The sequence below is a fragment of the Streptomyces sp. NPDC001020 genome (assembly GCF_053599115.1).
Genome location: NZ_JBSFLQ010000044.1, coordinates 15,521 through 38,848 on the forward strand (window position 1 = coordinate 15,521; position 23,328 = coordinate 38,848).

Consider the following 23,328-nt stretch of genomic DNA (forward strand, 5'->3'; position numbering starts at 1 on the left):
CGCGTCCGCTGTGTCGGGAACATGTCGCTACGGGTGGGCCGCCTGGCCCGTTCTGGAGGCCGGTGGTCCCGAGATCTCCCCGTCCGGGCCGAACCAACCCCCTGGGCCTGGGGCCGCCACCGCATGCGTCGGCATATCGCGCGTGGCACGTTGGGTACAGCACGATTGTGCGGGAAGGGCGGCGATCATGCGAGCTCACCTCGGCGATCAACTCGTCATCGAAGGTCCGACGACCGGCGCCACCAGGCGCGACGGCGAGATCGTCGGACTCCACCACGCGGATGGGACGCCTCCCTATGACGTGCGCTGGTCGGACACGGGCGAGGTGACCCTGGTGTTCCCGGGGCCCGACGCGCACCTGCGTCATGTCGGGCACGAGCCCGTGAGCAACCACGAGGCAGAAGGTGCGGTATCCGGCGCGACCTCGCTTGCCGGGGTACCCAACCCCGGCGACATCGGCAGGCGCGTGGCCGCCGAACGCAAGCGACAGGGCCTGAGCCGGGGAGAAGCCGCCCGCCGCGCCGTCATGGCGCCGGAGTACCTCGCATACCTCGAAGAACATCCAGCCGAGCCGAGCACGGCAACTCTCATCCGCCTGGCCGACGCGCTCGGCACCAGCGTCGAGGCCCTGTGCGGGGGTGGCATCGATCTGCCGCCGGGCCAGGGCCACGCGCTCCTGCACCCTCGGCTACGGGACCTCAGCCCCGACGAATGCCGCGCCCTGCTGTCCACACATGGTGTGGGGCGCGTCGCGGTGTCGACCCCCGATGGCCCGGCGGTCGTCCCGGTGAACTACGAGGTCATCGATGACGCGATCGTTTACCGGACCATGCCTGACACCGTGCCCGCAGCGGCCGTGGGAATGGAGGTCGCCTTTGAGGTCGACCATGTGGACGAGGCCATGAGCCGTGGCTGGAGCGTGCTCGTCGTCGGTACCGCGCGGGTTGTCACGGAGCCCGACGCCGTGCGGCGGCTCGCCGAGCATGTCCACACCGAGCCGTGGGCCGGCGGCGTACGTGAGATGTGGGTGTCGATCCAGCCCAGGCGTCTCACAGGTCGCCGTATCGAGCCCGCTGATCGGTGAGGCTGACCACGGTCTGCCGTTCAACCGGTGTGCATTCCGCGACCAGGACCTCGGGGCAACCTCCGCACACGCCTGCTCGCGGCCGACGAGCACCCACCAGCCGCGCTGAGGGTCCCGTCACCGAGTGCCTTCGGGTCCTGCCGGTGCTCCGGTCTCGCCGGTGACGTGGGGCTCGACGCCCACCACGCCCTCCACGGCGCGGATGAGGCGTGCGGCAACCGAGATGAGCGAGGTGTCCTGGACCGTTCCGCGGAGCGTGACGACTCCCTCGTGCACGTTCACGTGGATGGTGTGGCTGAGGGCGGGGAACAGGTAGGACACCACCGTGCGGCGCACCTCCTCCTCGATGTCCTTGTCCGGCCGCAGGAAGACCTTCAGTAGATCGCCACGGCTGACGATGCCCTTGAGTATGTCCTCGTCGTCCACTACCGGAAGACGCTTGACGTGCCTCACCGCCATGATCCGGGCTGCCTGGGCCAGTGTGACGTCGGGATGCACCGTGATGGCGGGCGAGCTCATGACCTCTTCGGCGGTCACCGCTGACGCCTTCGCGACGTCGGACAGGCGTTGAGGCTGCTCGTGCAGCGTCAGATCGCGGTCGTGGAACTCCTCCTTCGGTAGCAGGTCGGCCTGCGAGACCACACCGATGACGCGCCCATCAGCCTCCAGGACCGGTAGGGCGCTGACCTTCCACTGCCCCATGGTCCGGACGATCTCCTTGAAGGGTGCGTCGCGTCTGACCGCGACCACCTGCCAGGTCATCACATCGCTCACGATGTGCGGAGTCTCGGGCATGTCGGACCTCCTCCCGTCGGACGGTGGCGACTGGTGGCTCTGTGGCGGGCATGGCCCGTCACCTCCTCCCGGTATCGCGCACCGGGTCATCGGCGATGTCGTGCGATGGCTGCTCGTCGGGCGGTAGGCGGGAATCATCGAAGCGGTAGGTGAGCTGATCGATCACCGCGACCACGCCGTCGATCTGCCCGGTCAGGGAGGCGGCGATCTCCGTCTCGCTCCTGCGTTCCAGCCGGCCGGTGAGGGTGACCACGCCTTCGACCACGAAGACGTCGATGGTCATGGGTGCCAGCCGCAGCGTGTGGATCAGCACGTCCGCGATCACCTCGGTGCGGATCTCCGCGTCGGCCCGCAGAAAGACCTGGAGCAGGTCCCGGCGGGTGACGATCCCGACGAGCCGGTCCTCCTCATCCACCACCGGCAGCCGCTTCACATGGCGCTGCGCCATCGTCCGCGCGGCTGCGGCGATGGTCTCCTCCGCGTGCACGGTGACAGGGGGTGAGGTCATGAGCTGACCGGCGGTGAAGGCCCTGGACCTGGCGGCCTGCCTGCGAGCCCCGGGCGTCAACGGGGCGAGCGGGAAGCGGCCTTTCGGTTCGCCCGTGCCGAGGGCTTCCGACTGCCTCTCCACCAGGTCCGTCTCGGAGATGACACCGATGACCCTGTCCCTGTCGTCCACGACGGGCAGTCCGCTGATCCGGCGGTCAGAGAGGAGTCGCGCGACTTCCTTGAACGGAGTGCGGTACTCGGCACGGATGACATCTGTGGTCATCACGGATCCGACCTTGTTGTACTTCACGTCCGTTCCTTTCTCAATGGAGTCGACGCAGATACGGGTCCTGGGGCCTGCGGGGCAGCAGGCGTACGCGTGCGTCGAGCACGGTCACTCCGTCCTGTGCGGCAAGGACGGGGTTGAAGTCGGCTTCGGCGAGTTGCGGTAGATCGCTCGCCATACGGGACACGCGCAGGAGCAGTTGGTCCAGGCCCTCGAGGTCGACAGGCCCGGCTCCGTGCGCACCGAACAGGAGCGGGGCGCAGCGTGGGGCCGTGATCAGGTCGTGGACGTCCTGGTCGGTGAGGGGGGCCAGGCGGGCGGCGTGGTCGGCGAGTACCTCGGTCGCGGTGCCGCCGAGACCGAAGAGGACCAGAGGGCCGAAGACCTCGTCCTGGGCTACACCGGCGAACAACTCAATGCCGCGGGCGGCGAGTGGCTGGACGACCACGCCGGTCATCAGGTCGGCGAACCGGGTTTCGAAGTCACGGAAAGCGGCACGTATCTGCGAGTCGCTCTGGAGGTCGAGGTGGACGGCATGCTGCTCGCTCTTGTGCAGCAGGCCCGGCCAGTGGGCCTTCATGACGATCCGGCCGCCGGGTCCGCGCAGCCGCTTGGCGGCGGTCAGGGCGGCGTCCTCGGTTACGGCCCAGGCCCACGGGAGCTGTGGGATGCGGTAACACGCCAGCAGGTCGGCGCAGGTGTGCGGGTCGAGCCAGCCGCCGTCGGGGTACCGCTCGAGGTACGCGTCGGCGACCGCGTGGGCATGCGGGGTGTCGACTCCGGAGAGGGCCGGGACGGTGCCTTCGGTCCGGGCGAGCCAGGCCGTCCGGCGTGCGGCGTGGGCGAGGGCCCGTGCCGCCGCCTGGGGGTCGGCGTACGAAGGAATGGCCCGGCCGGCGGTCGCGGGCAGCAGCTTCACCGGCAGGTCCTGTTCGATGCGTACCGCGACGACCGGTCGCGTCCGGTGTCCGGGATCGCTGGTGAGGGCGCGGGTCAGGTCCTCACCGGCCGCCGCGGCGACCGCCGTGGGTACGAGGGCCACCAGTACGGCGTCGATCTCCGGGGAGTCGAGGAGCCGGTCCAGGCAGTTCCGAAGCTGGTCCTCGGCGACGGCCGCGGTGGTGTCGACGGGGTTGCCGACGGCTGCTCCCTCTGGCAGCGCGGAGAGCAGGTCCTCGATGAGCGCGGGGGTGAACAGTGGCAGTCCGAGACCCGCCTCCACGCATGCGTCGGCTGCCAGGACCCCGACGCCGCCCGCATTGGCGACGATCGCGACGCGCATACCGGCGGGGAGCGGCTCGGAATGCATCAGGGCGGCGACCTCGAGGAGTTCACCGACAGAGCGGGTGGCGGTGATACCGGCCTGGGTGAACAGCGCCTGCCGGGTCATGGTGCGGGTGGCAGCCGCCGCGGTGTGCGAGGCGGCGGCGCGGCGACCCGCGTCGGTGCGGCCGGCGTCCACGGTCAGGACGGGGATGTGGCGGGTGACGCGCCGCGCGGTGCGGGAGAACGCCCTCGGGTTGCCGAAGGACTCCAGGTGCAACAGGGCGATTTCGGTGCGGCCGTCGCTCTCCCACCACTGGAGCATGTCGTTGCTGCTGACGTCGTACTTGTCGCCGAGGGACGCGAACGACGAGACACCGATGCCAAGCCGGGACAGCCCGTCGAGCAACGCGATTCCCACCCCGCCGGACTGCGCGGCGACGCCCGCGGTGCCCGGCAGCGGGTGGTCGGCGGCGAAGGTGGCGTCCAGGCGCAGCTCGGGATCGGTGTTGGAGACGCCGAGGCAGTTCGGGCCGACGAGCCGCATGCCGTACGCGCGGCACGTGGTCATCAACGTCTGGGCATGGGTGCGGTCGAGGCCGGCGGTGACGACGACGAGCGCCCGTACACCAGCCTTGCCGCACTCCTCGGCGATGACCGGGACGGCGGCGGCGGGCACGGCGACGATCACCAGCTCCGGGACCCTGGGCAGGGCACCGATCGCCGGGTGGCAGGGCACACCCAAGATCGAGTCGGCGTTCGGGTTCACTGCGAAGAGAGGTCGAGTGAAGCCGCCCGCGAGCAGGTGATGCAGGATGGCTCGCCCCACTGACCTCGGCTTGCGCCCCGCGCCGACGACGGCGACCGCGTCCGGCCTGAGCAGCGGCTCCAGGCTGGCCACGTCGGCGGCCCGGCCGCGTGCCTCCACGGCCGAGAGATAGGTGTCGTCCTCGTCGAGTGCGATGGTGCACCGGACCTCGGGCCCCTCGAAGTGGCGCCTGGTGCGCAGGCCGAGGTCGGCGAAGAGTCGGAGCACGTCGAGGTTCTCGCTCAGTGCGTCGGCCCTGAACGCAGTGATGCCTTCTGCACGGGCCGCCGAGACCAGATGCTCGATGAGGAGGGTGCCGACACCGCGGTGGTGCAGGCCCTCGGCGACCGCGACGGAGACCTCGGCCACGTCCTTGTCATCCCCGGTGAAGTACTCGGCCAGGCCCAGCACCCGACCCTTGGCCTCGGCCAGCAGCGCTCGGTGACCGGGGCACACCGGAGCGCACGCACGGTCGGCGGCCATAGCGGCCAATCTCGGGCTGACCGCGAAGAACCGCAGCCGAAGGTTCTCGGGAGACAACCCCTCGTAGAACCCTCGCAACCGTTCGTGATCATTCGGCTCCACGGGCCGTATGCACACGGTGGTGCCGTCCGCGAGAAGGGCGTGTGTCGGCGGGCGGCTGAACGTGTCGTCCGTCATCGCGGGTCTCCTCCCACCTGTCGCCATGTCGAGCATCCGGCGACGGTGACTGCGATCACATGGGCTGAGCGGGGTGGGAAGAGGGCCGGTCGGCCCTGAAGCGGAAGACCGGCGCAGCCGCTGAGGAGAAGCCACAGCAACCGCCCGCCTCGCGGCAGACTGCGGGAGCGGCAGCCGCACGGCAAAACACGAGGGGAGTTGTGCTGTCTCGGTGCCGTTGCCACTGTGTCACGGCATGGCGGGCCTCGGCGTCTGTGGAGTAGTTCTCGCGCCTGCTCACGGCGGCCTCCGGACTCCGTCGGATTGCCTACGGTCCCAGTCTTACGCTCCACCATCCCTGGCCAAGAGCCGAACAGCCCTGGTGGAGCGGCGATGCGGTCCATCCGATGCGAGCCTGCACGGGAGCGGTGAGACTGGAAGAGGAGCAGACCGGCAGGAGGACGCTCGTGGTGAGCCTGCGGGATTTCCTGGCGCGATTCCGTCCGACCGGTGCGCCGGGAGCAGCCGTCACCGGAGTTCCCGCCGACCGGGCGGCGGAGCGCGCCGCAGAACTGGAGCCGTCGCTCGCGCTGCTGACTGGCATTCAGCAGGAGGCGGACCGGATCCGTGCGGCCGCGGACCGTGAGGCCGAGGCGATACGGGAGAGTGCCGCGCGGCAGGCCGAGGAGACCGTGGCAGAGGCGCGGGCCCGCGCTCCGCAGGTCCGGGAGGAGGTTGCGGCCTCCGTGTACCGTGCCACCCTGCAGGAAGCGGAGGCCCTTCGCTCGGCCGGGGAACGCGCTGCCTCGCTGGTGCGCGAGCGGGCGCGAGAGCGCATGCCGGCCCTGGTGGACCGCGTGGTCGCGAACGCCCTCCGCGCCGCGGACGGACCGCGGGCAGCGCCGTGAGCGCCGGGTGGGTCGCGGGGGTGGTTCGCGCCCGCGCCCTGACCAACCGTTGCCCCGGCCCGGGAGGCGCACGGGAGATGGCAGGCGCCGCGACGCTGGAGGACGCACTGCATCATCTGGCCCGGACGCCGTACCGGAAGTACATGCGGGCGACGGTCGATCTCCCCGAAGCACAACGGTCGGTCTCCGCCACACTGCTGTGGCATCTGCGGGTGCTGGCGGGCTGGCTGCCGCCGGGCGGGGCCCGCCTCATACGCCCGCTCGCCGCAGGCTTCGAAGTCGCCAATGTCGTATCCCGGCTTCCGGATCGGAGCGGCCTGGGCACCACCCAGGAGGTCCCGCAGAGGCAGCCGTACCGGCTCGGCGCGCTGGAAACCGCCTGGCGAGCCCTCGAACGTGCCGCGACGCCTGCCGAACTGCGCTCTGCCCTCGCCGCCTCACCGTGGGGCGACCCGGGCGCGGACACGCCCTGGGCTCTGCTCACGGGCATGCGCATGGCGGCCGCCCGACTCACGGCCGCTGCTGTACCACCCGCCCGGCGCTGGGCGCGGGGGCGTGCCGCGCTGCTCACCGCGCGCGAGCTGTTCGTACACCAGCGCCGCCTGCCAGGGCCCGTGCGACGCAACGCGGCTGACTTGCTGGGGTCGCGGGCCGTCGACGCCCCGTCGTTCCGGGAGTTCCGCGACCGCCTGCCGTCCGCGGCCCACTGGGCCCTGGAGAAGGTCGAGGAGCCGGGAGAGCTGTGGCGGGCCGAGGCCCGATGGTGGCGCGTGGTCGGTCAGGAAGGCGTCGGCATGCTGCGGGATGGCCGGTACGGGCCCCGGGGGGTCGTGGGGGCGGTCGCGGTGCTGTCCGTGGACGCCTGGAGGGTCAGAGCGGCCCTGGAGTCGGCGGCCCGGGGCGGACGTGCGTTGGAGGAGTTCGATGCCCTGGTCTGAGGTGGTGACACCGGTCCGGATGCGACGCGTGGCACTGGTCGTGCCGCGCGCGGCACTACGGGACATACTGGTTCGGATCGCCGAGGCGGGCTGCGTCGAGCTGGATCGGGTGGAGGGGGCTGTCCCCGGCCCGGCGGCCCGACGGCTGCAGCGGCTGGAGGGCCGTGCCGAGCCCGGTGAGACTCCCGTCCTGGCCCGTGCCGCGCCCGATCCGGACGTCCTGGAGCGGCAACACAGCCTCGGGTTGCTGGCGGGCGAAGCACAGCTGGAAGAGCGTGCCCAGGGAGCCGTACTGCGCAAAGAGGCTGCCGCGCTCGCCGGGTGGTGTCCGGCGGCCGAGGTACCCCGGCTCGCGCGGCGACTCGCCGCCGCCGGTGGCGCGCTGGTTCCACTGCGTACCCCGCCTGGGACCGATCCGCCGACGCTGCTGCCGTCCGCGTCGTTCACGCCGCTGGTGACGACGTACGGCACGCCGCCCTACGCGGACGTCGACCCGTCGTGGCCGGCGGGGATCACGTACGTGGTGATGTTCGGGATCATGTTCGGGGACGTGGGACATGGTGCGCTTCTGCTGCTCGGAGCGCTGGCGTTGCGGCTCGGGCGGCCCCGAAGGCTTGCCCGGTTCAGCCGCCTGTGGCCCTTCCTCGCCGGTGCCGGTCTGGCCTCCATGCTTGCGGGTGCCGCCTACGGCGAGTTCTTCGGGCCGACGGGCGTGCTGCCGGTGCTGTGGCTGAGCCCGTTGAGCAGCCCCGGGCGTCTGTTGGCCGCCGCGGTGGTCTTCGGGGCGGGGCTGCTGGCCGTCGCCCATGCGGCCGGTGCGGTCAACCGTTGGCGCGAGGGTGGTCCGGGCAAGGCGCTGTACGCCGTGTCCGGCTGCGCGGGGCTCCTGTTCCTCCTGGGGCTCGGGCTCTCGGCGGCGGGTCTCGTCCTGCACCGGTCGGCTGCGGCCGTCCTGGGGGCGGTGTCTGCCCTGGCCGGGCTCGCGCTGGTGACGGTGGGGCTGTACCGGGCCACGGCAGGGGGGTTCGCAGGGATCGCCGAGACCGGGGTACGGCTGTTCGACGTCGTGGTGCGCGCAGGTACCAACACCGTGTCCTTCGCGCGGCTCGCAGCGTTCGGCCTCACCCATGCGGCGCTCGCGGACCTGGTGTGGCGCGGCACCACCGGACTCGCTGGGCGGGGAGCTGCAGGGGCCGCTTCGGCGGTGGTGGTGTTCGCGGTGGGCACCGCCGCCTCCCTCGCACTGGAGGCCTTGGTGGCGGGTGTGCAGGCGCTGCGGCTGGAGTTCTACGAGCTCTTCTCGCGGATCTTCGAGACGGAGGGTCGTCCGTTTCGTCCCTGGCACGTTCCGTCGGCGACAGCAGATGCGGAAACGGAGGTGGCCGGGTGCTCACCTGGTTGATGGCCCTGCCTGTGCTGGCGGCGGCGCTCGGCGCCGTCCGGTTGCTGCGGCGACGCCGGGCGAGACGCGCGTTCGGCTGGCTTCTGGCAATGAACCTCGCCCTGCTTGGCGGTGCGTGCCTGCTCTTGGTGACGGCCCTGACGGCCCCCGCACAGGGGGTACCGTCGCAGGCCGCCGCCCGGGCTGCGGTCAACGGGTCCGCGTTGATCGGGGCCGCCATCGCGGTGGCCGGTGCGTCCATCGGGGCCGCCATTGCGGTGGCCTACACCGGGGCGGCGGCGTTGGCCGCGCTCAGCGAGCGCCCCGAGATGTTCGGCCGGGCCATGGTGATCGTCGGTCTGGCCGAGGGCATCGCCGTCTACGGACTGGTGGTCGCGATCCTGCTGATCGGCAAGGCATGACGCGGAAGGACATGACGATGGGGACGGTGGCGGCCATCGGAGCGCGGAGCAGGGTGGGCGGGCTGGCCCTCGCCGGAGTCGACGTCCTGGTCGCGGAGCACCCGGAGGCTGTACGAGAGGCTTGGCGGATGCTCCCTGGCTCGGTTTCCTTGGTGATAGTCACACCGGAAGCAGCCGAGACGCTGGGCACCGAGACGGCGGCGCCCGATCCCTCCAGGCCGCTGACCGTGGTGATGCCGCCATGACCGTCTCCGCTCCCGGCCCCGGCGACCCCTTGGCCCCCGTGCGCGCCGAACTGCTGCGTGCGGCACGGGCGGACGCCGACGCCGTACTGGCCCGCGCACGGGCGGACGCTGACGAGGCGGTGCGGGCGGCGCGTACCGAGGCGGACGCACTGCTGGACCGGGCCCGGCAGGGTGGCGCGGCGGACGGCACCGCCGCTGCGGCCCGCGAACGGGTGCTGGCACGCCAGGACGCTTGGGCACGAGAGCTCTCCGCGCGCGCCGAGGTCTACGAGGACCTCCGCACCAGGGTGCGCGCGGGTGTTCGCGACGCGCTGGCGGACTCGGGCGCACTGCAGGGTCGGTTGGAGGAGCGGGCCCGAACGCTGCTCGGGACGGAAGCGCGCATCACGGCTGCCGTCGACGGCGGAGTGACGGCCCAGACGCCCGGTCGCAGGGTCGACCTCACGGCGGACGCCCTCGCCGAGCGTGCGCTGGCGCGGGCCGGTGCGGAGGCCGAAACCCTGTGGGCACCATGACGTCCCCATCCGCCACGACGCGTGAGCAGCCAGGCGAAGACCGACCGCCGCGCCTCCTACGAGTGGCCGGGCCCCTCGTCGAGATCGCCTCCACCACCGGCGTAGCCATGCACGACGTAGTACTGCTCGGCGAGGACCGGCTGCCGGGCGAGGTGGTGGTGATCCACGACGATGTCGTCACGGTCCAGGCTTACGAGTACACCGGCGGCCTCGCCCCGGGGCACCCCGCCGCCCCGCATGGCGGACCACTCGCGGTGCGGCTGGGACCAGGGCTGCTGGGCGGCGTCTTCGACGGCCTGCTTCGCCCCCTCGACCGTGCCGGCGACCTGCTCCTGGCGACCGGGCAGAGCATCGAACCCAACGCTCGCAGCCGACGGTTCACCCCGCTTGTGGCCGAGGGGGAGCACGTCGAGGCAGGGGATGTTCTGGGCGCCATCGAGGCGTCGGTCCCCCTGAAGCTCCTCGCACCTCCCGAGTGCTCGGGGATCGTGACGCGGATCGCACCAGCGGGAGACCACGCCGAGGACGCCCTCATCGCCGTGGTGGACGGACACGAGGTGCGCATGACGCAGACCTGGCCGGTGCGCAGACCCCGGCCGATACGGGAACGGCTGTCGGCCGATGCGCCGCTGCACACCGGTCAGCGGGCCGTGGATCTGCTGTTCCCCGTGGCCCGCGGGAGCACGGTCGCCGTCCCGGGCGGTTTCGGCACGGGCAAGACCATGCTGCTGCAGCAGATCGCCAAGTGGTGCGACGCCGACGTGATCGTCTACGTCGGCTGCGGGGAGCGCGGCAACGAGATGGCCGATGCCATCGAGGAACTCTCGGAGCTGACCGACCCCCGCACCGGGGGCCGTCTGGCGGGGCGCACCGTCACCGTCGCGAACACCTCCAACATGCCGATGATGGCCCGGGAAGCGAGCGTGTACACAGGCGTGACGGTCGCCGAGTACTTCCGGGACATGGGGCTCGACGTCGTCGTGATCGCCGACTCGACCTCCCGCTGGGCCGAGGCACTACGCGAGTTCGCCTCCAGGATGGGCGAACTGCCCGCAGAGGAGGGCTACCCCGCGGGACTCGCCTCGGAGCTGGCCGCCTTCTACGAACGGGCGTCATCGGTGCGCACCCTCGGTGGCGCCGCCGGTTCGGTGACTGTCATCGGTGCCGTGTCGCCGCCGGGCGGTGATCACACCGAGCCGGTCACGGCCTACACCGAACGGTTCGTACGGTGCCTGTGGAGCCTCGACCGCGACCTCGCCTACGCACGCCACTATCCGGCGATCTCCTGGGCGGACTCGTTCTCCCGGGACGCCGCCGTGCTGGCCGCCGCGCACGCCCGTGCCGGTGACCCGGAGTGGGCCGAGCGACGCGGGCGGGTGGCCGCCCTGCTCGCCGAGGCGGACCGGCTGGCCGATCTCGTGGAACTGGTCGGCGTCACGGCCCTGCCCCCGCGAGAACGGGTCAGTGTGCTCGCGGGCCGGCTGCTGCGCGAGGGGCTGATCCAGCAGAACGCGCTGTCGCCGTTGGACGCGTACTGCACGCCCGTGAAGACGACGGCCCTGGCGGAGGCCGTCCTCACGGTGATCGACCGCTGTGTCGCGCTGGTGGACTCCGGCGCTCGCGCGGACGCCGTCGAGGCGGTCGACTTCACGCCGCTGCTGCGCGCCCGTGAGGATGCCGGGCCGCGGGAGACGGCTCCCGTGGGGGCGGCCCGCGACCTGGTGCTGGCGCGGCTGGGAGAGCTCCGATGAGCACACCCGGTGAGATCGAATACACGAGCGTGCGGGAGCTGCGTGGCCCGCTCGTGGTCGTCGAGGGGGTGAGCGGCGTGGGGTGGGACGAGTTCGCCACGATCGTTCTCGACTCTGGCGGGCGCCGGCATGGTCTCGTCCTGGAGGTGGACCGGGACCTGGCGGTTGTGCAGGTCCTTCAGGACACGGCGGGGATGGACCGGACCGGTACGCGCATCGCGTTCTCCGGTGCGCCCCTGCGGATACCGGTCGGCACCGGGTGGCTGGGCCGGGTCTGCAATGGCCGGGGTGAACCGGTGGACGGCGGGCCACCGGTCCTCGGTGCGATGGCCGCCGCGGTGGGCGGTGCGCCGATCAACCCGCTGCGCCGCGAGCCGCCCACCGAGCCGGTGCTGACCGGAGTGGGGGCGATCGACGTCCTCACCACCCTGGTACGGGGGCAGAAGCTCCCCGTGTTCTCGACCGCCGGACTGCCGCACCTCGACCTGGCCGTGCAGATCGCCGCCCAGGCGACCTGCGGCGCCGAGGCGTTCTCCGTCGTCTTCGCCGGTATGGGACTCACGCACGCCGACGCCGCGTTCGTCCGCGGCGGGCTGGCCGAACGCTCCGCAGCCAGGGAACTCGTCCTGCTGCTCAACACCGCCGACGACCCGGTGATCGAACGCCTGCTCACACCACGACTCGCGCTCACGGTGGCCGAACACCTCGCCTTCGCCGGCGGCCGCCATGTCCTGGTGGTGATGACGGACATGACCGCCTACGCGGAAGCGCTGCGCGAGGTGTCCGCCGCTCGGGGCGAGATCCCGGCTCGGCGGGCCTACCCCGGCTACCTCTACAGCGACCTGGCGTCCCTCTACGAGCGGTGCGGCAGGATCAGGGGCCGCCCCGGATCGGTGACCGTCCTGCCGGTGCTGACGATGCCCGCCGGCGACATCACCCACCCTGTTCCCGACCTCACCGGCTACATCACGGAGGGCCAGATCGTGTTGTCCACCGAGGTCCACGCCCGCGGTACGTATCCGCCGGTCGACCCACTCGCCTCGCTGTCGCGGCTGATGCGCAAAGGAGCGGGTGTGGGACGGACCCGTGACGACCATCCGCACGTTGCCGCGCAACTGATCGCCGCACTGGCCCGCGCCCGCCAGGTACGGGAACTCGCCGACCTGATCGGGCGCCCGGCGCTCAGCCCCACCGACCACCGTTACCTGGACCTGGAGGACGCGTTCTCACGTGAGTTCCTCGCCCAGGGCACAGCCGAGAACCGGCCGCTCAACGACTCCCTCGACCGTGCCTGGGGCGTACTGCTGACCCTGCCCCGCAGTCAGCTCGGCATGATCCCGACAGCCATGCTCGACGCCCACACCCCCAGGAACAACGGCACGGACGGGGACGGAGCACCGCCATGAGCACGCGTCGACAGCGCGTACCCCGCGGACGCGCGGGCCGCCTGCGGCTGCGGCGCAGCCTCGGCACCGCTCTGCGCGGAGCGGACCTGCTGGAGCGCAAGCTGCGGCTCCTGCTGGACCGGGAGCGGGAGTTGAGCCGCACCGCAGAGGAATCCGACCGGATCTGGCGGGACCGGCTCGCCGAAGCGGAGACCTGGTGCGTGCGCGGGCTGCTGATCGGTGGCGACCGGGCCCTGTCCGAGACGGGCCCCACCGACCGGGCCGTGGTCGACGTCGAGTGGACCGCCTTGATGGGCGTGAGCCATCCGTCCCAGGTGTCGTGGACGGCCCCCGTACGCTCCCTCGATGAGCCGACTCCGGGGAACACCGCGCTCGCTCACGCGGAGACGGCGTACCGCGCTGCCGTCCGCGCCGCCGCAAAGCACTCCGCCGCCCGCAGCGCCGCCGAACTCATCGCCGCGGAGGCCGAACGGACCCGTCAGCGGGTACGCGCCCTGCGTAAGCACTGGATTCCCTGCCTGACACGCGAGCTGGCCGCCGTGGAACTGGCGTTGGAGGAAGCGGAGCACGAGGAGGCGGTACGACGACGCTGGGCCGCATCGTCCCGTGACCAGGCGAGGGACTGAGTACCCGGTCTGGGAAGGGGGCACCGGCAGGGCCGGTCGGCCCATGTGTTCACGCCGACATTCGCCGAGACTGGCGACGAGACGAAGAAGCGTCCCTGGCACCGGCTTCTCAGCCGGCCTACTCAGTGGCGGTCACCATGTCCGATGCCACGACCACCGACCTGTACGAAGTGACCATGGCCCTGTCCTATGTGCGGGAGGGCATGCGGGCCCCGGCGACCTTCAGCCTCTTCGTCCGTGATCTGCCGCCCGGCCGGGGATTCCTCGTTTCCGCAGGCTTGGAACCCGCCCTGGACTTCCTGGCCCGCTTCCGCGTGGAACGCGAGGACGTCCAGGTGTTCGCGGCGGCCTTGCACCGGCCGCCCGAGGACCTCGAACCGCTGCTCGGCCTGGCCTTCGACGGCGAAGTGTGCGCCGTCCCGGAGGGGCACGTGGTCCTCGCCGGTGAGCCGCTGCTGGAGGTGACCGCGCCGCTGCCCCAGGCCCAGATGGTCGAGACGTACCTCCTCAACCAGCTGTGCCATCAGACGGCGGTGGCGTCCAAGGCGGCCCGCTGTGTCCTGGCGGCAGCCGGACGTCCTGTCGTGGACTTCTCCCTACGCCGTTCCCACGGCCCCTGGGCTGGTATGCAGGCGGCCAGGCTTGGAGCTCTGGCGGGTTTCGCGGCTACCAGCAACGTGGCGGCGGCCGTTGCCCTGGGCCTCCCGGCCTCGGGCACGATGGCCCACTCTTACGTGGAGGCGTTCCCCAGTGAGGAGGAGGCGTTCCGGGCCTTCGCGCGCACCCATCCGGGGCCGGTCACGTTCCTCGTCGACACCTACGACACCGAGGCGGGAGTCATGGCCGCCGCCCGTGTCCTGCGCGAGATCCGGCGGGGGCCGGGCTGCGCGATCCGCCTGGACAGCGGTGACCTCGGGGAACTGGCGCGCCGGGCGCGGGCCTTGCTGGACAACGTCGGACTGGCCGACGTGCACATCGTCGCGAGCGGCGGACTCGACGAGTACGCCGTGGCGGAGCTGGTGCGCAGTGGGGCCCCGATCGACGTGTACGCCGTGGGGACGAAGGTGGGCGTCGCCGCGGACGCGCCGTACCTGGACGCGGCCTACAAGCTCGTGGAGTACGACGGCCACCCGGTCATGAAGCTGTCGTCGGCCAAGGTGACGGCCCCGGGCCGCAAGCAGGTCTTCCGCCGCCCCGGACAGTCGGATGTCATCGGCCTGCTACAGGAGGAACCGCCGGACTCGGCGCAGCCGCTGCTGCGCACCGTCATGCGCGACGGTCGGCGCACGGGTCCCCCCGACCGGTGGGAGTACGCGCGTGCGCGCTGCGCCCACGACATCGCCGCTCTTCCCGCCTCGGCCCGCGGAATCGACCATCCCGAGCCTTGGCGCGCGGTCGTGTCACCGGCGCTGGAGGAGCTGACGTCACGGGTGCGCGGGGAGATCGAACGGCGGTTCCATCCTGAATACTCCGGGTTGTCCGGCAGCGGCGCCTCCTCGCTTCGGGAGCCGCAGTGATAGCGCCGGCCGCATCCCGGGCCCTTCGGGTGATTCGCGGTGTCCGGGGGTGTCGCACGCCGTGTCGGCGCGAAAGTGTGAACACCTTGATGACTGACCGATCGTGCGACGTCGCGCGGGCACCTCTCGCCCGCACCGACATCACGCCGGATGTCAGGAGGACTCCGTGGAGATGCCCTTCATCAACGAGTGCATGGTGGAGTCGTGCTCGTACAACGTCGGCGCGGCCTGCCATGCGCTGGCCATCACTGTGGGGGATCCCCCGAAGGCCCGGTGCGACACGTTCTTCATCACCTCACTCAAAGGCGGCGACCCGGCTGCCACCGGGCAGGTGGGAGCCTGCAAGATGACCGATTGCCGACACAACTCACGACTCGAGTGCCAAGCAGCCGGCATCGCTGTCGGCCCAGGGCAGGGAGACGCCGACTGCCTGACCTACAGCCCGCGCTGAAGGCGGACTGGTGACGGCGTCCGTAGGCGCAGCGGTCATCGGGATCGGAAACGAGTACCGGCGGGACGACGGTGTCGGACACGCCGTGATCGCTCTGTTGAGGCAGCGAGCCGTGGCCCGGCCGCTGCCGCCGGGCACCCTGGTGCGGGAGTGCGACGGGGATCCCGGCCATCTGATCGGGCTGTGGGAGGACGCCGCTCTGGCCATCGTCGTGGACGCCTGTTTCCCCGCCCCCGCGCACCCTGGCCGCATTCACCGGTGGGGCCCCGCAACGGACACTCGTCTGCGCTGTGCCACCGCCAAACGCCACAGCACCCACGGGCTCGGTCTCGTCGAGACGCTCCACCTCGCCCGTAGGCTGGACCGCGATCCCGGCCGTCTGGTCGTCTATGCGGTCGAAGGAGCCGATCGGTCCCTGGGAACGGGGCTGACGCCCGCCGTCGCCGAGGCGGTAAGACCGCTGGCAGAGCGAATCGAAGCGGAGATCCTGCAGTGGGTCGACGGTGCGGGACGCGGACGGGCCGCCAATTGACGCGGTCGCGACCGGCCGCCACGCCGGCGCGGCAGTCCGGCCGCGCCTGCCGGACCCGATGGGGATACCCGCCCGGTGGGACACGCCAGTCCCGCGTCGATCCGTGGACCAGTAAAACCTGACAACCTGTCAGTGTCCTACGTGGAAGCTGAACATTGCGACGGTTTCCTGGACTCATGTCGTAACCCAGGTACCTTCCGGCCCCCGAGGCCAGGATCGAGAGGAACGAGGATGGCCGACCCACGGGGCACCGGAACGGCCCTCGCCGGGCAGGTCGAGGCGGTCCTCGATCGCGACGCTCTCGATGCGCTGGTGCAGGTCCTGCGACGGCGCGGTCGTACCGTGATCGGCCCCACGGTCCGGGACCGCGCCATCGTGCTCACCGAGCTGGAATCCGCCGACGATCTGCCCCACGGCTGGGGGGTGGAGCTGGAGGCGGGGCGGTACCGGATCCGCCGGAGGGTCGATACCGCCGTGTTCGCGCACAGTGCGGGGCCGCAGTCCTGGAAGTCGTTCCTGCACCCTCAACGTGTCCGCCAGTGGACCGCCGATCGGGACGCCGACGGCGGACTGACGGTGCAGGAGGAGAAGCCGCCAAGCGTGTCGTACGCGTTCCTGGGGGTGCGGGCGTGCGATCTGCGGGCCATCCGCATCCTGGACCGCGTGATGATCGGCGGCCGGTTCCCGGATCCCGTCTACGGATCCCGTCGTACGGGGGCCTTCCTGATCGCGGTCGAGTGCACCGAGCCGGGAGCCACCTGCTTCTGCGTCTCGATGGGTGCCGGACCGGCCGTGGACACCGGCTACGACCTCGCCCTCACCGAGGTGCTGGACGCCGAGGGCCACCGCTTCCTGTGCCGGAGCGGAAGCGAGGAGGGTGCCGCCGTGCTCACCGAACTCCCGCGACGCGACGCCGACGACGCCACCCGCACCGCGGCGGCCGACGCCGTGCGGTGGGCCGCCGAGCACATGGGCCGTGCCATGCCACCGGTCGACCTGCGCACCCTGATGCGCGACAACCTGGAGGCCGACCGCTGGGACGACGTCACCTCCCGCTGCCTGAACTGCGGCAACTGCACCATGGTCTGCCCCACCTGCTTCTGCACCACCACCGAGGACGTCAGCGACCTCACCGGCGATCACGCCGAGCGCTGGCGGCGCTGGGACTCCTGCTACGACCTCGACTTCACCCTGCTGCACGGCGGCCCGGTGCGGGCGAGCAAGCGCAGCCGCTATCGCCAGTGGCTCACCCACAAGATCGGCACCTGGCATGACCAGTTCGGCAGTACCGGATGCGTCGGCTGCGGCCGCTGCATCGTCTGGTGCCCCACCGGCATCGACCTCACCGAGGAGGCACATGCCCTGCACCAGGAGGCCACGGAGAAGAGGGCCTCGGAATGACCTCCTGGACGGATTCCGGTCCTGTGACAGGCCTCCTCGCGGCCCTGCCACCTGAGCACCGCGAGCGGCTCATGGACCTCGCACACGAGGTCGATTACCCGGGTTCCGCCCGGCTGTTCGAGGAGGGCGGGGAGGCCGACCGTTTCTGGATCATCCGGACGGGCGCGGTCGCGCTCGACATCCACATTCCCGGACGCGGGTCCGCTGTCGTCGAGACCATCGGTGCGGGCGCACTTCTTGGCTGGTCCTGGTTGTGCCCGCCCCACCAGTGGCATCTCGGGGCGGAGACCAGGAGCCCCGTGACGGCCTGGCAGTTCGACGCCGCCGCGGTCGATGAACTGTGCAGTGCACACCCGGACTTCGGCCTTGCGCTGGTCACCCTCGTCGCCGAGACGATCGGACACCGACTGCGTGCGACTCGCACACGTCTCCTCGACCTCTACGGGCCGCGGGAAGCGGGCCCGAGGCCATGACGCTCGTGCCCCGGCCCTACCGCCTTGTGAGCCGTCACCGAGAGACGACCGACACGGTCACGATCGAGCTGGAGCCCGTCGGCGAGGCCCTGCAGCCTTTCGCACCGGGCCAGTACGCCATGCTGTACGCGTTCGGCGTCGGGGAGATCCCCGTCTCGGTGTCCCGGACGTCCTCTCACCCGCGGCTCGCGCACACCATCCGTGCGGTCGGGGCCACCTCCCGCGCGCTGTACGCTTTGCCGACAGGAGCATCGGTCGGCGTGCGCGGCCCATTCGGCACCGAGTGGGGCCTGACGGCTGCCCGAGGCCGTGATCTGCTCGTCGTCGCCGGGGGCATCGGCCTCGCCCCGCTGCGCCCTCTCATCGACGCTGTGCTGGCCGAACCCCACGCGTACGGGCGGCTGAACGTCCTGATCGGCGTCCGAACCCCCGAAGACCTTCTGTACCGTGTCGAGTTGCCCACCTGGCGGCGGCCGTTCGGCGCTGCCACGGTCGACCGGCCCCATGACGGCTGGAGGGGCCGAGTCGGCGTCGTCACCACCCTGCTCGACGAAGCCAGGTTCACCCCGACCCACACCACGGCGTTCGTCTGCGGCCCTGAGGTCATGATCCGTGCGACGGCCCGCGAACTGATCCACCGAGGGATGTCACCCGACCGCGTCCGGATCTCCCTGGAACGCAACATGCGCTGCGCCACCGGTCACTGCGGACACTGCCAGCTCGGCCCCCTGCTGCTGTGCCGTGACGGCCCTGTCGTCGGCTACGACCTGGCCGAGCCGCTGCTGACCGTACGGGAGCTCTGAGATGACCGACCCCGCGCCGCCTCCTGAGCAGGCCCGCCCTCGGCTCGGCGTGTTCAAGTTCGCCTCGTGCGACGGCTGCCAGCTCACCCTCCTGGACTGTGAGGACGAACTGCTGGGTCTTGCCGACGAGTTGGAGATCGTCTATTTCCTGGAGGCTTCCAGTGACATCGCGCCCGGACCGTACGACCTGTCACTCGTCGACGGCTCGATCTCCACTCCCGAGCATGTGGAACGCATCCGGCGCATCCGCGCGGAGTCCCGGCACCTCGTCACCCTGGGCGCGTGTGCCACAGCCGGCGGTATTCAGGCACTGCGGAACTACGCCGACGTGACGGAGTACATGGAGACGGTCTACGCCCGCCCCGACTACATCGAGACCCTCGCCACCTCCACGCCGATCTCCGCGCACGTACCGGTCGACTTCGAGCTGCGCGGCTGCCCCATCGACCGCACCCAGCTCCTGGAGGTCATCACCGCCTTCCTCGCCGGCCGCAAGCCCGGCATCCCGGACCACAGCGTCTGCTTCTCCTGCAAGCAACGCGGAAACGTGTGCGTCCTCGTCGCACACGGCACTCCCTGCCTCGGCCCCGTCACCCATGCCGGGTGCGGGGCTCTCTGCCCCACCTACGGGCGCGGATGCTACGGCTGCTTCGGACCGGCGGCGACCACCAATCTCGGCGCTCTCATCCCCGTCCTGCGCCACGACGGCATGAGCGACAACGACATCGGGAGACTCCTGCACACCTTCAACGTCACCGCGTTCACCGCGGTCGAGGAGAAAGACCTGCCGTGACCGAGCCCCCCGCCGCATCCTCTGCGGGATCACGTGTCGTTCGCATTCCCGCGCTCACCCGCGTCGAGGGCGAGGCCGCGCTGCATCTGCGCGTCCACGAGGGCACCGTCACCGAGGCCCGCCTGCGGATCTACGAGCCCCCGCGCTTCTTCGAGGCCTTCCTGCGGGGGCGAGCCCACACCGAGCCGGTCGACATCACCTCGCGAGTCTGCGGCATCTGCCCCGTCGCCTACCAGATGACCGCCTGCCGGGCCGTCGAGGACGCCTGCGGAGTCGTGGTGGACGGCCAACTCGCAGCCCTACGCCGCCTGTTGTACTGCGGCGAGTGGATCGAGAGCCAGACCCTGCACATCCATCTACTCCACGCTCCGGACTTCCTCGGACACGCCGATGTCATTTCCATGGCGCGCACCCATCGTGTGCATGTGGAGCGTGGGCTGCGGCTGAAGCAGGCCGGCAACACCATCATGGAGCTGCTCGGCGGACGCGCGATCCACCCCATCAACGTCCGCCTGGGCGGATTCCACCGCACCCCCACCCGCTCCGAACTCCGCCCCCTCGCCAAGCGCCTGACCATCGCCCTCGACGACGCCTGGGACACCGTGCGCTGGGTCGCCGGCTTCGACTTCCCCGACGCCGAGTGCGACGCCGATCTGTTCGCCCTGACCCAACCAGGCACCTACGCCATCGAGTCAGGCGTACCCACGGTCCTCCCGGCCGACGGCACGCTGCCGCCGTACAGCTTCCCCGTCAGCGACTTCCCGGATCACATCACCGAGGAACAGGTCCCGCACTCCAACGCCCTCCACTCCCGGCTGGACGGCCGCAGACACCTCACCGGCTCCCTCGCCCGCTACGCCATCAGCGGCCACCTGCTCTCCCCGCTGGCCCTCCAGGCCGCACGAGAGGCCGGGCTGAGCGACCCACCGCTGGCCACCGGCACCACACGCGGCGAGGTCTGCCGCAATCCCTACCGCAGCATCCTCATCCGGGCCGTGGAGGTGCTGTACGCGGTGGAAGAGGCACTGCGGATCATCAGCGAGTACGATCCTCCACTACGTCCGAACGTGGAGGTGCCGCCACGACCCCGGGTGGGGCACGGTGCCACCGAGGCACCCCGCGGCCTGCTCTACCACCGCTACGCGCTCGACGCCGACGGACGCGTAACCGAAGCCTCCCTCATCCCGCCCACCGCACAGAACCAGGGCGCGATCGAAGAAGACCTGCGCAGCCTGGTACAGGCTGCCTTGAACCGTGGGCAGACGTCCGACGCCGACCTCGCCCACCTGTGCGAACGGGCCATTCGCAACCACGACCCGTGTATCTCGTGCTCGGCCCACTTTCTGGACCTGGACATCAGTCGGGGCCGGCATTTGGGTGAGGGACCGGATTCCGCTGCGGATCGGCAAGTTGGAACCACGGGAGAGTCCTGAATGAGGTGAAAACCCTACGATGCTGACGATCCTTTCCAGCCCTCGCTCTTCGAAGCCGAACCGTACAGTGGCCGCAGCGGCCTCGGTGGCCAAGCCCTGCCTCGTCACGGACGCTGCCGTCACCGCATGACCTCGGGGTCGGCATTGACGGCAGCCATGGGCGCAACGTCTTCCTCGCGTCAGCGACGCAGGATCAAACGGGGAGTCTCAAGCGTGACCATCCAATCACTCTGGATCACAAATGGGCTCTCCGTCATCCTCACCAGGCACTTTCGAGACACGCCCTAACTCGATCTTTAAGCACTGTGCGTCCTTCGTGCGGGCGCGGCGCCATGCGCTGTCGGCGAGCAGGCGCAGGCCGTTGAGGCCGACGATGACGGTGGAGCCTTCGTGGCCGGCGACACCGAGAGGCAGGGGCAGGGTGCCGGCGAGGTCCCAGATGACCAGGCCGGTGATGAAGGTCGCGGCGATGATCAGGTTCTGCACCACCAGGCGGCGTGCTTGGCGGGAAAGGCGTACGACGGTGGGGATGGTGGCCAGCTCGTCGCGTACCACGACCGCGTCGGCGGTCTCCAGGGCGAGGTCGGAGCCGGCGCGGCCCATGGCGATGCCGGTGTGGGCGGCGGCCAGGGCGGGCGCGTCGTTGACGCCGTCGCCGACCACCAGCACCTTCCGTCCGGCCTGCTCCATCTCCCTGACCACGTTCACCTTGTCCTGCGGCAGAAGACCCGCGCGGACGTCGGTGATGCCCACCTCGCCGGCGAGCCGGGTGGCCGCGCGTGGGTTGTCGCCGGTGACCAGAACCGGGGTATGCCCGGTCAGCCGGCCCAGGGCTGTGACGGTGGCGGCGGCCTCCTCACGCAGCCGATCGGCGATGCCGAGCACCCCCATCGGGATGCCGTCCAGGGTGACCAGTACGGCCGTGCGTCCCTCCTGTTCCAGGACCGAGGCCGCCGCGATGGCCGGGTGCTCGGTGTGGTGGTCCAACAGTCGGGCGTGGCTGCCGACCGAGACGGTGCGGCCCTCCACCTTCGCGCTCACCCCGGCACCGGGCGTGGAGACGAAGTCCTCCACCAGCGGGATGTCCAGATCGCGGGTGCGGGCGGCGTCCACGATCGCGCGGGCCAGCGGGTGCTCGCTGGGGTGCTCGGCAGCCGCAGCCAGCCGCAGCAGCTCGTCCTCGCTCAGGCTGGAGGCGGTCAACGGGCGGATGTCGGTCACGCGTGGGGTGCCCTCGGTCAGAGTGCCGGTCTTGTCCAGGGCGACCGCGTCCACCTGCCCGAGGCGCTCCATGACCACGGCCGACTTGACCAGCACACCGTGACGGCCGACGTTGGCGATGGCGGACAGCAGTGGCGGCATGGTGGCCAGCACGACCGCGCACGGCGAGGCGACGATCATGAAGGTCATGGCGCGCAGCAGCGTGGCTTGCAGGTCGGCGCCGAAGACCAGGGGAAGGATGAACAGGGCGAGGGTGGCGGCGACCATGCCGAGGCTGTAGCGCTGTTCGACCTTCTCGATGAACAGTTGGGTGGGGGCCTTGGTCTCCGAGGCTTCCTCCACCATGGCCACGATCCGGGCGATCACCGAGTCGGACGGGTCGCGCTCGACTTTCACCCGCAGGGCGCCGGTGCCGTTCAGGGTGCCGGCGAAGACCTCGTCGCCCTCCTGCTTGGCCACCGGCAGGGGCTCGCCGGTGATGGTGGCCTGGTCGACCTCACTGGCCCCGTCCAGCACCCGGCCGTCGGCGCCGATCCGCTCGCCGGGCCGTACGAGGATGGTGTCGCCCACGCCCAGATGCTCGGTCGGCACCTCCTCTTCGGTGCCGTCGTCCGCGAGTCGGCTGGCGGTTGCCGGGGCCAGGTCGAGCAGGCCACGTACCGAGTCGGCGGTGCGGGCGGTGGCGATGGCCTCCAGGGCACCGGAGGTGGCGAAGATGACGATCAGCAGCGCCCCGTCCAGCACTTGCCCGATCGCCGCCGCACCAAGCGCTGCGACCACCATGAGCAGGTCGACATCCAGGGTCTTCTCGCGCAGTGCTTGAAGGCCCGCCCAGCCGGGCTCCCAGCCGCCGGTGGCGTAGGTGAGCGCGAACAGCGGACCCCACGCCCAGGTCGGCGCCCCGGCCAGATACAGCGGCAGCGCGAGCAGGAACAGCACCAGGGACGCGGCCGCCCAGCGGGCCTCGGGCAGCGCGAAGATCCGGGTGCGGCGACGCGGCGTCAGCGCCTCGCGGGCGGCAACCGGGGCCGGGCGAGTGAGAGTGGAAGACATCGAAACAGCCCTTTTGACGCAGGACGGCGACGGACAGCATCCAACCTCGCCACCATAACAGGAACAGATGAACATTAATTCATGAGTTCATGGTG

The 23,328-nt window shown here is 71.0% G+C and carries 22 protein-coding genes; 18 read left to right on the forward strand and 4 right to left on the reverse strand.

What is annotated here, in order from left to right:
• Positions 1 to 187 precede the first annotated feature (187 nt).
• Positions 188 to 1,084 carry a DUF1918 domain-containing protein gene (locus tag ACWDEX_RS31280; protein ID WP_450467834.1) on the forward strand — a complete coding sequence of 299 codons (897 nt, stop codon included), beginning with the start codon at positions 188 to 190 and terminating at the stop codon, positions 1,082 to 1,084.
• 117 nt (positions 1,085 to 1,201) lie between these two features.
• Here ACWDEX_RS31280 and ACWDEX_RS31285 read toward each other — a convergent pair whose 3' ends face one another.
• From ACWDEX_RS31285 to ACWDEX_RS31295, 3 genes are read right to left on the reverse strand one after another with little or no spacing between them, the layout of a single operon-like run.
• Positions 1,202 to 1,879, reverse strand: a complete 678-nt coding sequence (locus tag ACWDEX_RS31285) for a CBS domain-containing protein (protein WP_450467835.1) — start codon at positions 1,877 to 1,879, stop codon at positions 1,202 to 1,204.
• A gap of 58 nt (positions 1,880 to 1,937) precedes the next feature.
• Complete coding sequence (locus tag ACWDEX_RS31290) at positions 1,938 to 2,678, reverse strand: CBS domain-containing protein (RefSeq protein WP_450467836.1); 741 nt, start codon at positions 2,676 to 2,678, stop codon at positions 1,938 to 1,940.
• A 13-nt stretch (positions 2,679 to 2,691) separates the two neighbouring features.
• Complete coding sequence (locus ACWDEX_RS31295; RefSeq protein ID WP_450467837.1) at positions 2,692 to 5,385, reverse strand: bifunctional acetate--CoA ligase family protein/GNAT family N-acetyltransferase; 2,694 nt, start codon at positions 5,383 to 5,385, stop codon at positions 2,692 to 2,694.
• A 407-nt stretch (positions 5,386 to 5,792) separates the two neighbouring features.
• Between ACWDEX_RS31295 and ACWDEX_RS31300 the strand changes: the two genes are divergently transcribed.
• From ACWDEX_RS31300 to ACWDEX_RS31380, 17 genes are all read left to right on the forward strand, one after another.
• Positions 5,793 to 6,272, forward strand: coding sequence for a hypothetical protein (locus tag ACWDEX_RS31300; protein ID WP_450467838.1), 480 nt, complete (start codon positions 5,793 to 5,795; stop codon positions 6,270 to 6,272).
• Positions 6,273 to 6,349: 77 nt separating this feature from the next.
• Positions 6,350 to 7,210 carry a hypothetical protein gene (locus tag ACWDEX_RS31305; RefSeq protein WP_450467839.1) on the forward strand — a complete coding sequence of 287 codons (861 nt, stop codon included), beginning with the start codon at positions 6,350 to 6,352 and terminating at the stop codon, positions 7,208 to 7,210.
• Positions 7,197 to 8,612: a V-type ATPase 116kDa subunit family protein gene (locus tag ACWDEX_RS31310; protein WP_450467840.1), complete on the forward strand. Its 1,416-nt coding sequence runs from the start codon at positions 7,197 to 7,199 to the stop codon at positions 8,610 to 8,612. The genes ACWDEX_RS31305 and ACWDEX_RS31310 overlap by 14 nt, the downstream gene beginning before the upstream one ends.
• Entirely contained in the window at positions 8,597 to 9,013 is a 417-nt protein-coding gene (locus tag ACWDEX_RS31315; protein ID WP_450467841.1) for an ATP synthase subunit C, read from the forward strand. Before ACWDEX_RS31310 ends, ACWDEX_RS31315 begins: the two co-directional genes overlap by 16 nt.
• Positions 9,010 to 9,258: a hypothetical protein gene (locus tag ACWDEX_RS31320; RefSeq protein ID WP_450467842.1), complete on the forward strand. Its 249-nt coding sequence runs from the start codon at positions 9,010 to 9,012 to the stop codon at positions 9,256 to 9,258. The genes ACWDEX_RS31315 and ACWDEX_RS31320 overlap by 4 nt, the downstream gene beginning before the upstream one ends.
• Complete coding sequence (locus ACWDEX_RS31325) at positions 9,255 to 9,773, forward strand: hypothetical protein (RefSeq protein WP_450467843.1); 519 nt, start codon at positions 9,255 to 9,257, stop codon at positions 9,771 to 9,773. The genes ACWDEX_RS31320 and ACWDEX_RS31325 overlap by 4 nt, the downstream gene beginning before the upstream one ends.
• The gene (locus ACWDEX_RS31330; protein ID WP_450467844.1) at positions 9,770 to 11,524 is read left to right on the forward strand and encodes a V-type ATP synthase subunit A; all 1,755 of its coding nucleotides are present in this window, start codon (positions 9,770 to 9,772) and stop codon (positions 11,522 to 11,524) included. Before ACWDEX_RS31325 ends, ACWDEX_RS31330 begins: the two co-directional genes overlap by 4 nt.
• The gene (locus ACWDEX_RS31335) at positions 11,521 to 12,930 is read left to right on the forward strand and encodes a V-type ATP synthase subunit B (protein ID WP_450467845.1); all 1,410 of its coding nucleotides are present in this window, start codon (positions 11,521 to 11,523) and stop codon (positions 12,928 to 12,930) included. The genes ACWDEX_RS31330 and ACWDEX_RS31335 overlap by 4 nt, the downstream gene beginning before the upstream one ends.
• Entirely contained in the window at positions 12,927 to 13,556 is a 630-nt protein-coding gene (locus tag ACWDEX_RS31340) for a V-type ATP synthase subunit D (protein WP_450467846.1), read from the forward strand. The genes ACWDEX_RS31335 and ACWDEX_RS31340 overlap by 4 nt, the downstream gene beginning before the upstream one ends.
• A 137-nt stretch (positions 13,557 to 13,693) precedes the next feature.
• A complete protein-coding gene (locus ACWDEX_RS31345; protein ID WP_450467847.1) occupies positions 13,694 to 15,073 on the forward strand; it encodes a nicotinate phosphoribosyltransferase in 1,380 nt (459 codons plus the stop codon).
• A 172-nt stretch (positions 15,074 to 15,245) separates the two neighbouring features.
• Positions 15,246 to 15,524 (forward strand): DUF1540 domain-containing protein, encoded by a 279-nt coding sequence (locus ACWDEX_RS31350; protein ID WP_450467871.1) that lies wholly within the window; start codon positions 15,246 to 15,248, stop codon positions 15,522 to 15,524.
• Positions 15,525 to 15,534: 10 nt separating this feature from the next.
• Entirely contained in the window at positions 15,535 to 16,056 is a 522-nt protein-coding gene (locus ACWDEX_RS31355) for a hydrogenase maturation protease (RefSeq protein ID WP_450467848.1), read from the forward strand.
• 231 nt (positions 16,057 to 16,287) lie between these two features.
• Positions 16,288 to 17,457 (forward strand): 4Fe-4S dicluster domain-containing protein, encoded by a 1,170-nt coding sequence (locus ACWDEX_RS31360; RefSeq protein WP_450467849.1) that lies wholly within the window; start codon positions 16,288 to 16,290, stop codon positions 17,455 to 17,457.
• Complete coding sequence (locus tag ACWDEX_RS31365; RefSeq protein WP_450467850.1) at positions 17,454 to 17,930, forward strand: cyclic nucleotide-binding domain-containing protein; 477 nt, start codon at positions 17,454 to 17,456, stop codon at positions 17,928 to 17,930. Before ACWDEX_RS31360 ends, ACWDEX_RS31365 begins: the two co-directional genes overlap by 4 nt.
• Entirely contained in the window at positions 17,927 to 18,733 is an 807-nt protein-coding gene (locus ACWDEX_RS31370; protein WP_450467851.1) for an FAD/NAD(P)-binding protein, read from the forward strand. The genes ACWDEX_RS31365 and ACWDEX_RS31370 overlap by 4 nt, the downstream gene beginning before the upstream one ends.
• 1 nt (position 18,734) lies before the next feature.
• Positions 18,735 to 19,526, forward strand: a complete 792-nt coding sequence (locus ACWDEX_RS31375; protein ID WP_450467852.1) for an NADH-quinone oxidoreductase subunit B family protein — start codon at positions 18,735 to 18,737, stop codon at positions 19,524 to 19,526.
• Positions 19,523 to 20,959: a Ni/Fe hydrogenase subunit alpha gene (locus ACWDEX_RS31380; RefSeq protein ID WP_450467853.1), complete on the forward strand. Its 1,437-nt coding sequence runs from the start codon at positions 19,523 to 19,525 to the stop codon at positions 20,957 to 20,959. Before ACWDEX_RS31375 ends, ACWDEX_RS31380 begins: the two co-directional genes overlap by 4 nt.
• A gap of 225 nt (positions 20,960 to 21,184) precedes the next feature.
• Here ACWDEX_RS31380 and ACWDEX_RS31385 read toward each other — a convergent pair whose 3' ends face one another.
• Positions 21,185 to 23,233 carry a heavy metal translocating P-type ATPase gene (locus ACWDEX_RS31385; protein ID WP_450467854.1) on the reverse strand — a complete coding sequence of 683 codons (2,049 nt, stop codon included), beginning with the start codon at positions 23,231 to 23,233 and terminating at the stop codon, positions 21,185 to 21,187.
• Between the last annotated feature and the right edge of the window lie 95 nt (positions 23,234 to 23,328).

What these genes read in the sequence shown, in the direction of transcription:
- ACWDEX_RS31360 (WP_450467849.1), top strand. Translation starts at nt 16,288, where the DNA reads ATGGCCGACCCACGGGGCACCGGAACGGCCCTCGCCGGGCAGGTCGAG.
- ACWDEX_RS31335 (WP_450467845.1), top strand. Translation starts at nt 11,521, where the DNA reads ATGAGCACACCCGGTGAGATCGAATACACGAGCGTGCGGGAGCTGCGT.
- ACWDEX_RS31385 (WP_450467854.1), bottom strand. Translation starts at nt 23,233, where the DNA reads ATGTCTTCCACTCTCACTCGCCCGGCCCCGGTTGCCGCCCGCGAGGCG.
- ACWDEX_RS31295 (WP_450467837.1), bottom strand. Translation starts at nt 5,385, where the DNA reads ATGACGGACGACACGTTCAGCCGCCCGCCGACACACGCCCTTCTCGCG.
- ACWDEX_RS31350 (WP_450467871.1), top strand. Translation starts at nt 15,246, where the DNA reads ATGCCCTTCATCAACGAGTGCATGGTGGAGTCGTGCTCGTACAACGTC.
- ACWDEX_RS31370 (WP_450467851.1), top strand. Translation starts at nt 17,927, where the DNA reads ATGACGCTCGTGCCCCGGCCCTACCGCCTTGTGAGCCGTCACCGAGAG.
- ACWDEX_RS31375 (WP_450467852.1), top strand. Translation starts at nt 18,735, where the DNA reads ATGACCGACCCCGCGCCGCCTCCTGAGCAGGCCCGCCCTCGGCTCGGC.
- ACWDEX_RS31320 (WP_450467842.1), top strand. Translation starts at nt 9,010, where the DNA reads ATGACGCGGAAGGACATGACGATGGGGACGGTGGCGGCCATCGGAGCG.
- ACWDEX_RS31325 (WP_450467843.1), top strand. Translation starts at nt 9,255, where the DNA reads ATGACCGTCTCCGCTCCCGGCCCCGGCGACCCCTTGGCCCCCGTGCGC.
- ACWDEX_RS31280 (WP_450467834.1), top strand. Translation starts at nt 188, where the DNA reads ATGCGAGCTCACCTCGGCGATCAACTCGTCATCGAAGGTCCGACGACC.
- ACWDEX_RS31340 (WP_450467846.1), top strand. Translation starts at nt 12,927, where the DNA reads ATGAGCACGCGTCGACAGCGCGTACCCCGCGGACGCGCGGGCCGCCTG.
- ACWDEX_RS31365 (WP_450467850.1), top strand. Translation starts at nt 17,454, where the DNA reads ATGACCTCCTGGACGGATTCCGGTCCTGTGACAGGCCTCCTCGCGGCC.
- ACWDEX_RS31285 (WP_450467835.1), bottom strand. Translation starts at nt 1,879, where the DNA reads ATGCCCGAGACTCCGCACATCGTGAGCGATGTGATGACCTGGCAGGTG.
- ACWDEX_RS31330 (WP_450467844.1), top strand. Translation starts at nt 9,770, where the DNA reads ATGACGTCCCCATCCGCCACGACGCGTGAGCAGCCAGGCGAAGACCGA.
- ACWDEX_RS31345 (WP_450467847.1), top strand. Translation starts at nt 13,694, where the DNA reads ATGTCCGATGCCACGACCACCGACCTGTACGAAGTGACCATGGCCCTG.
- ACWDEX_RS31305 (WP_450467839.1), top strand. Translation starts at nt 6,350, where the DNA reads ATGGCAGGCGCCGCGACGCTGGAGGACGCACTGCATCATCTGGCCCGG.
- ACWDEX_RS31310 (WP_450467840.1), top strand. Translation starts at nt 7,197, where the DNA reads ATGCCCTGGTCTGAGGTGGTGACACCGGTCCGGATGCGACGCGTGGCA.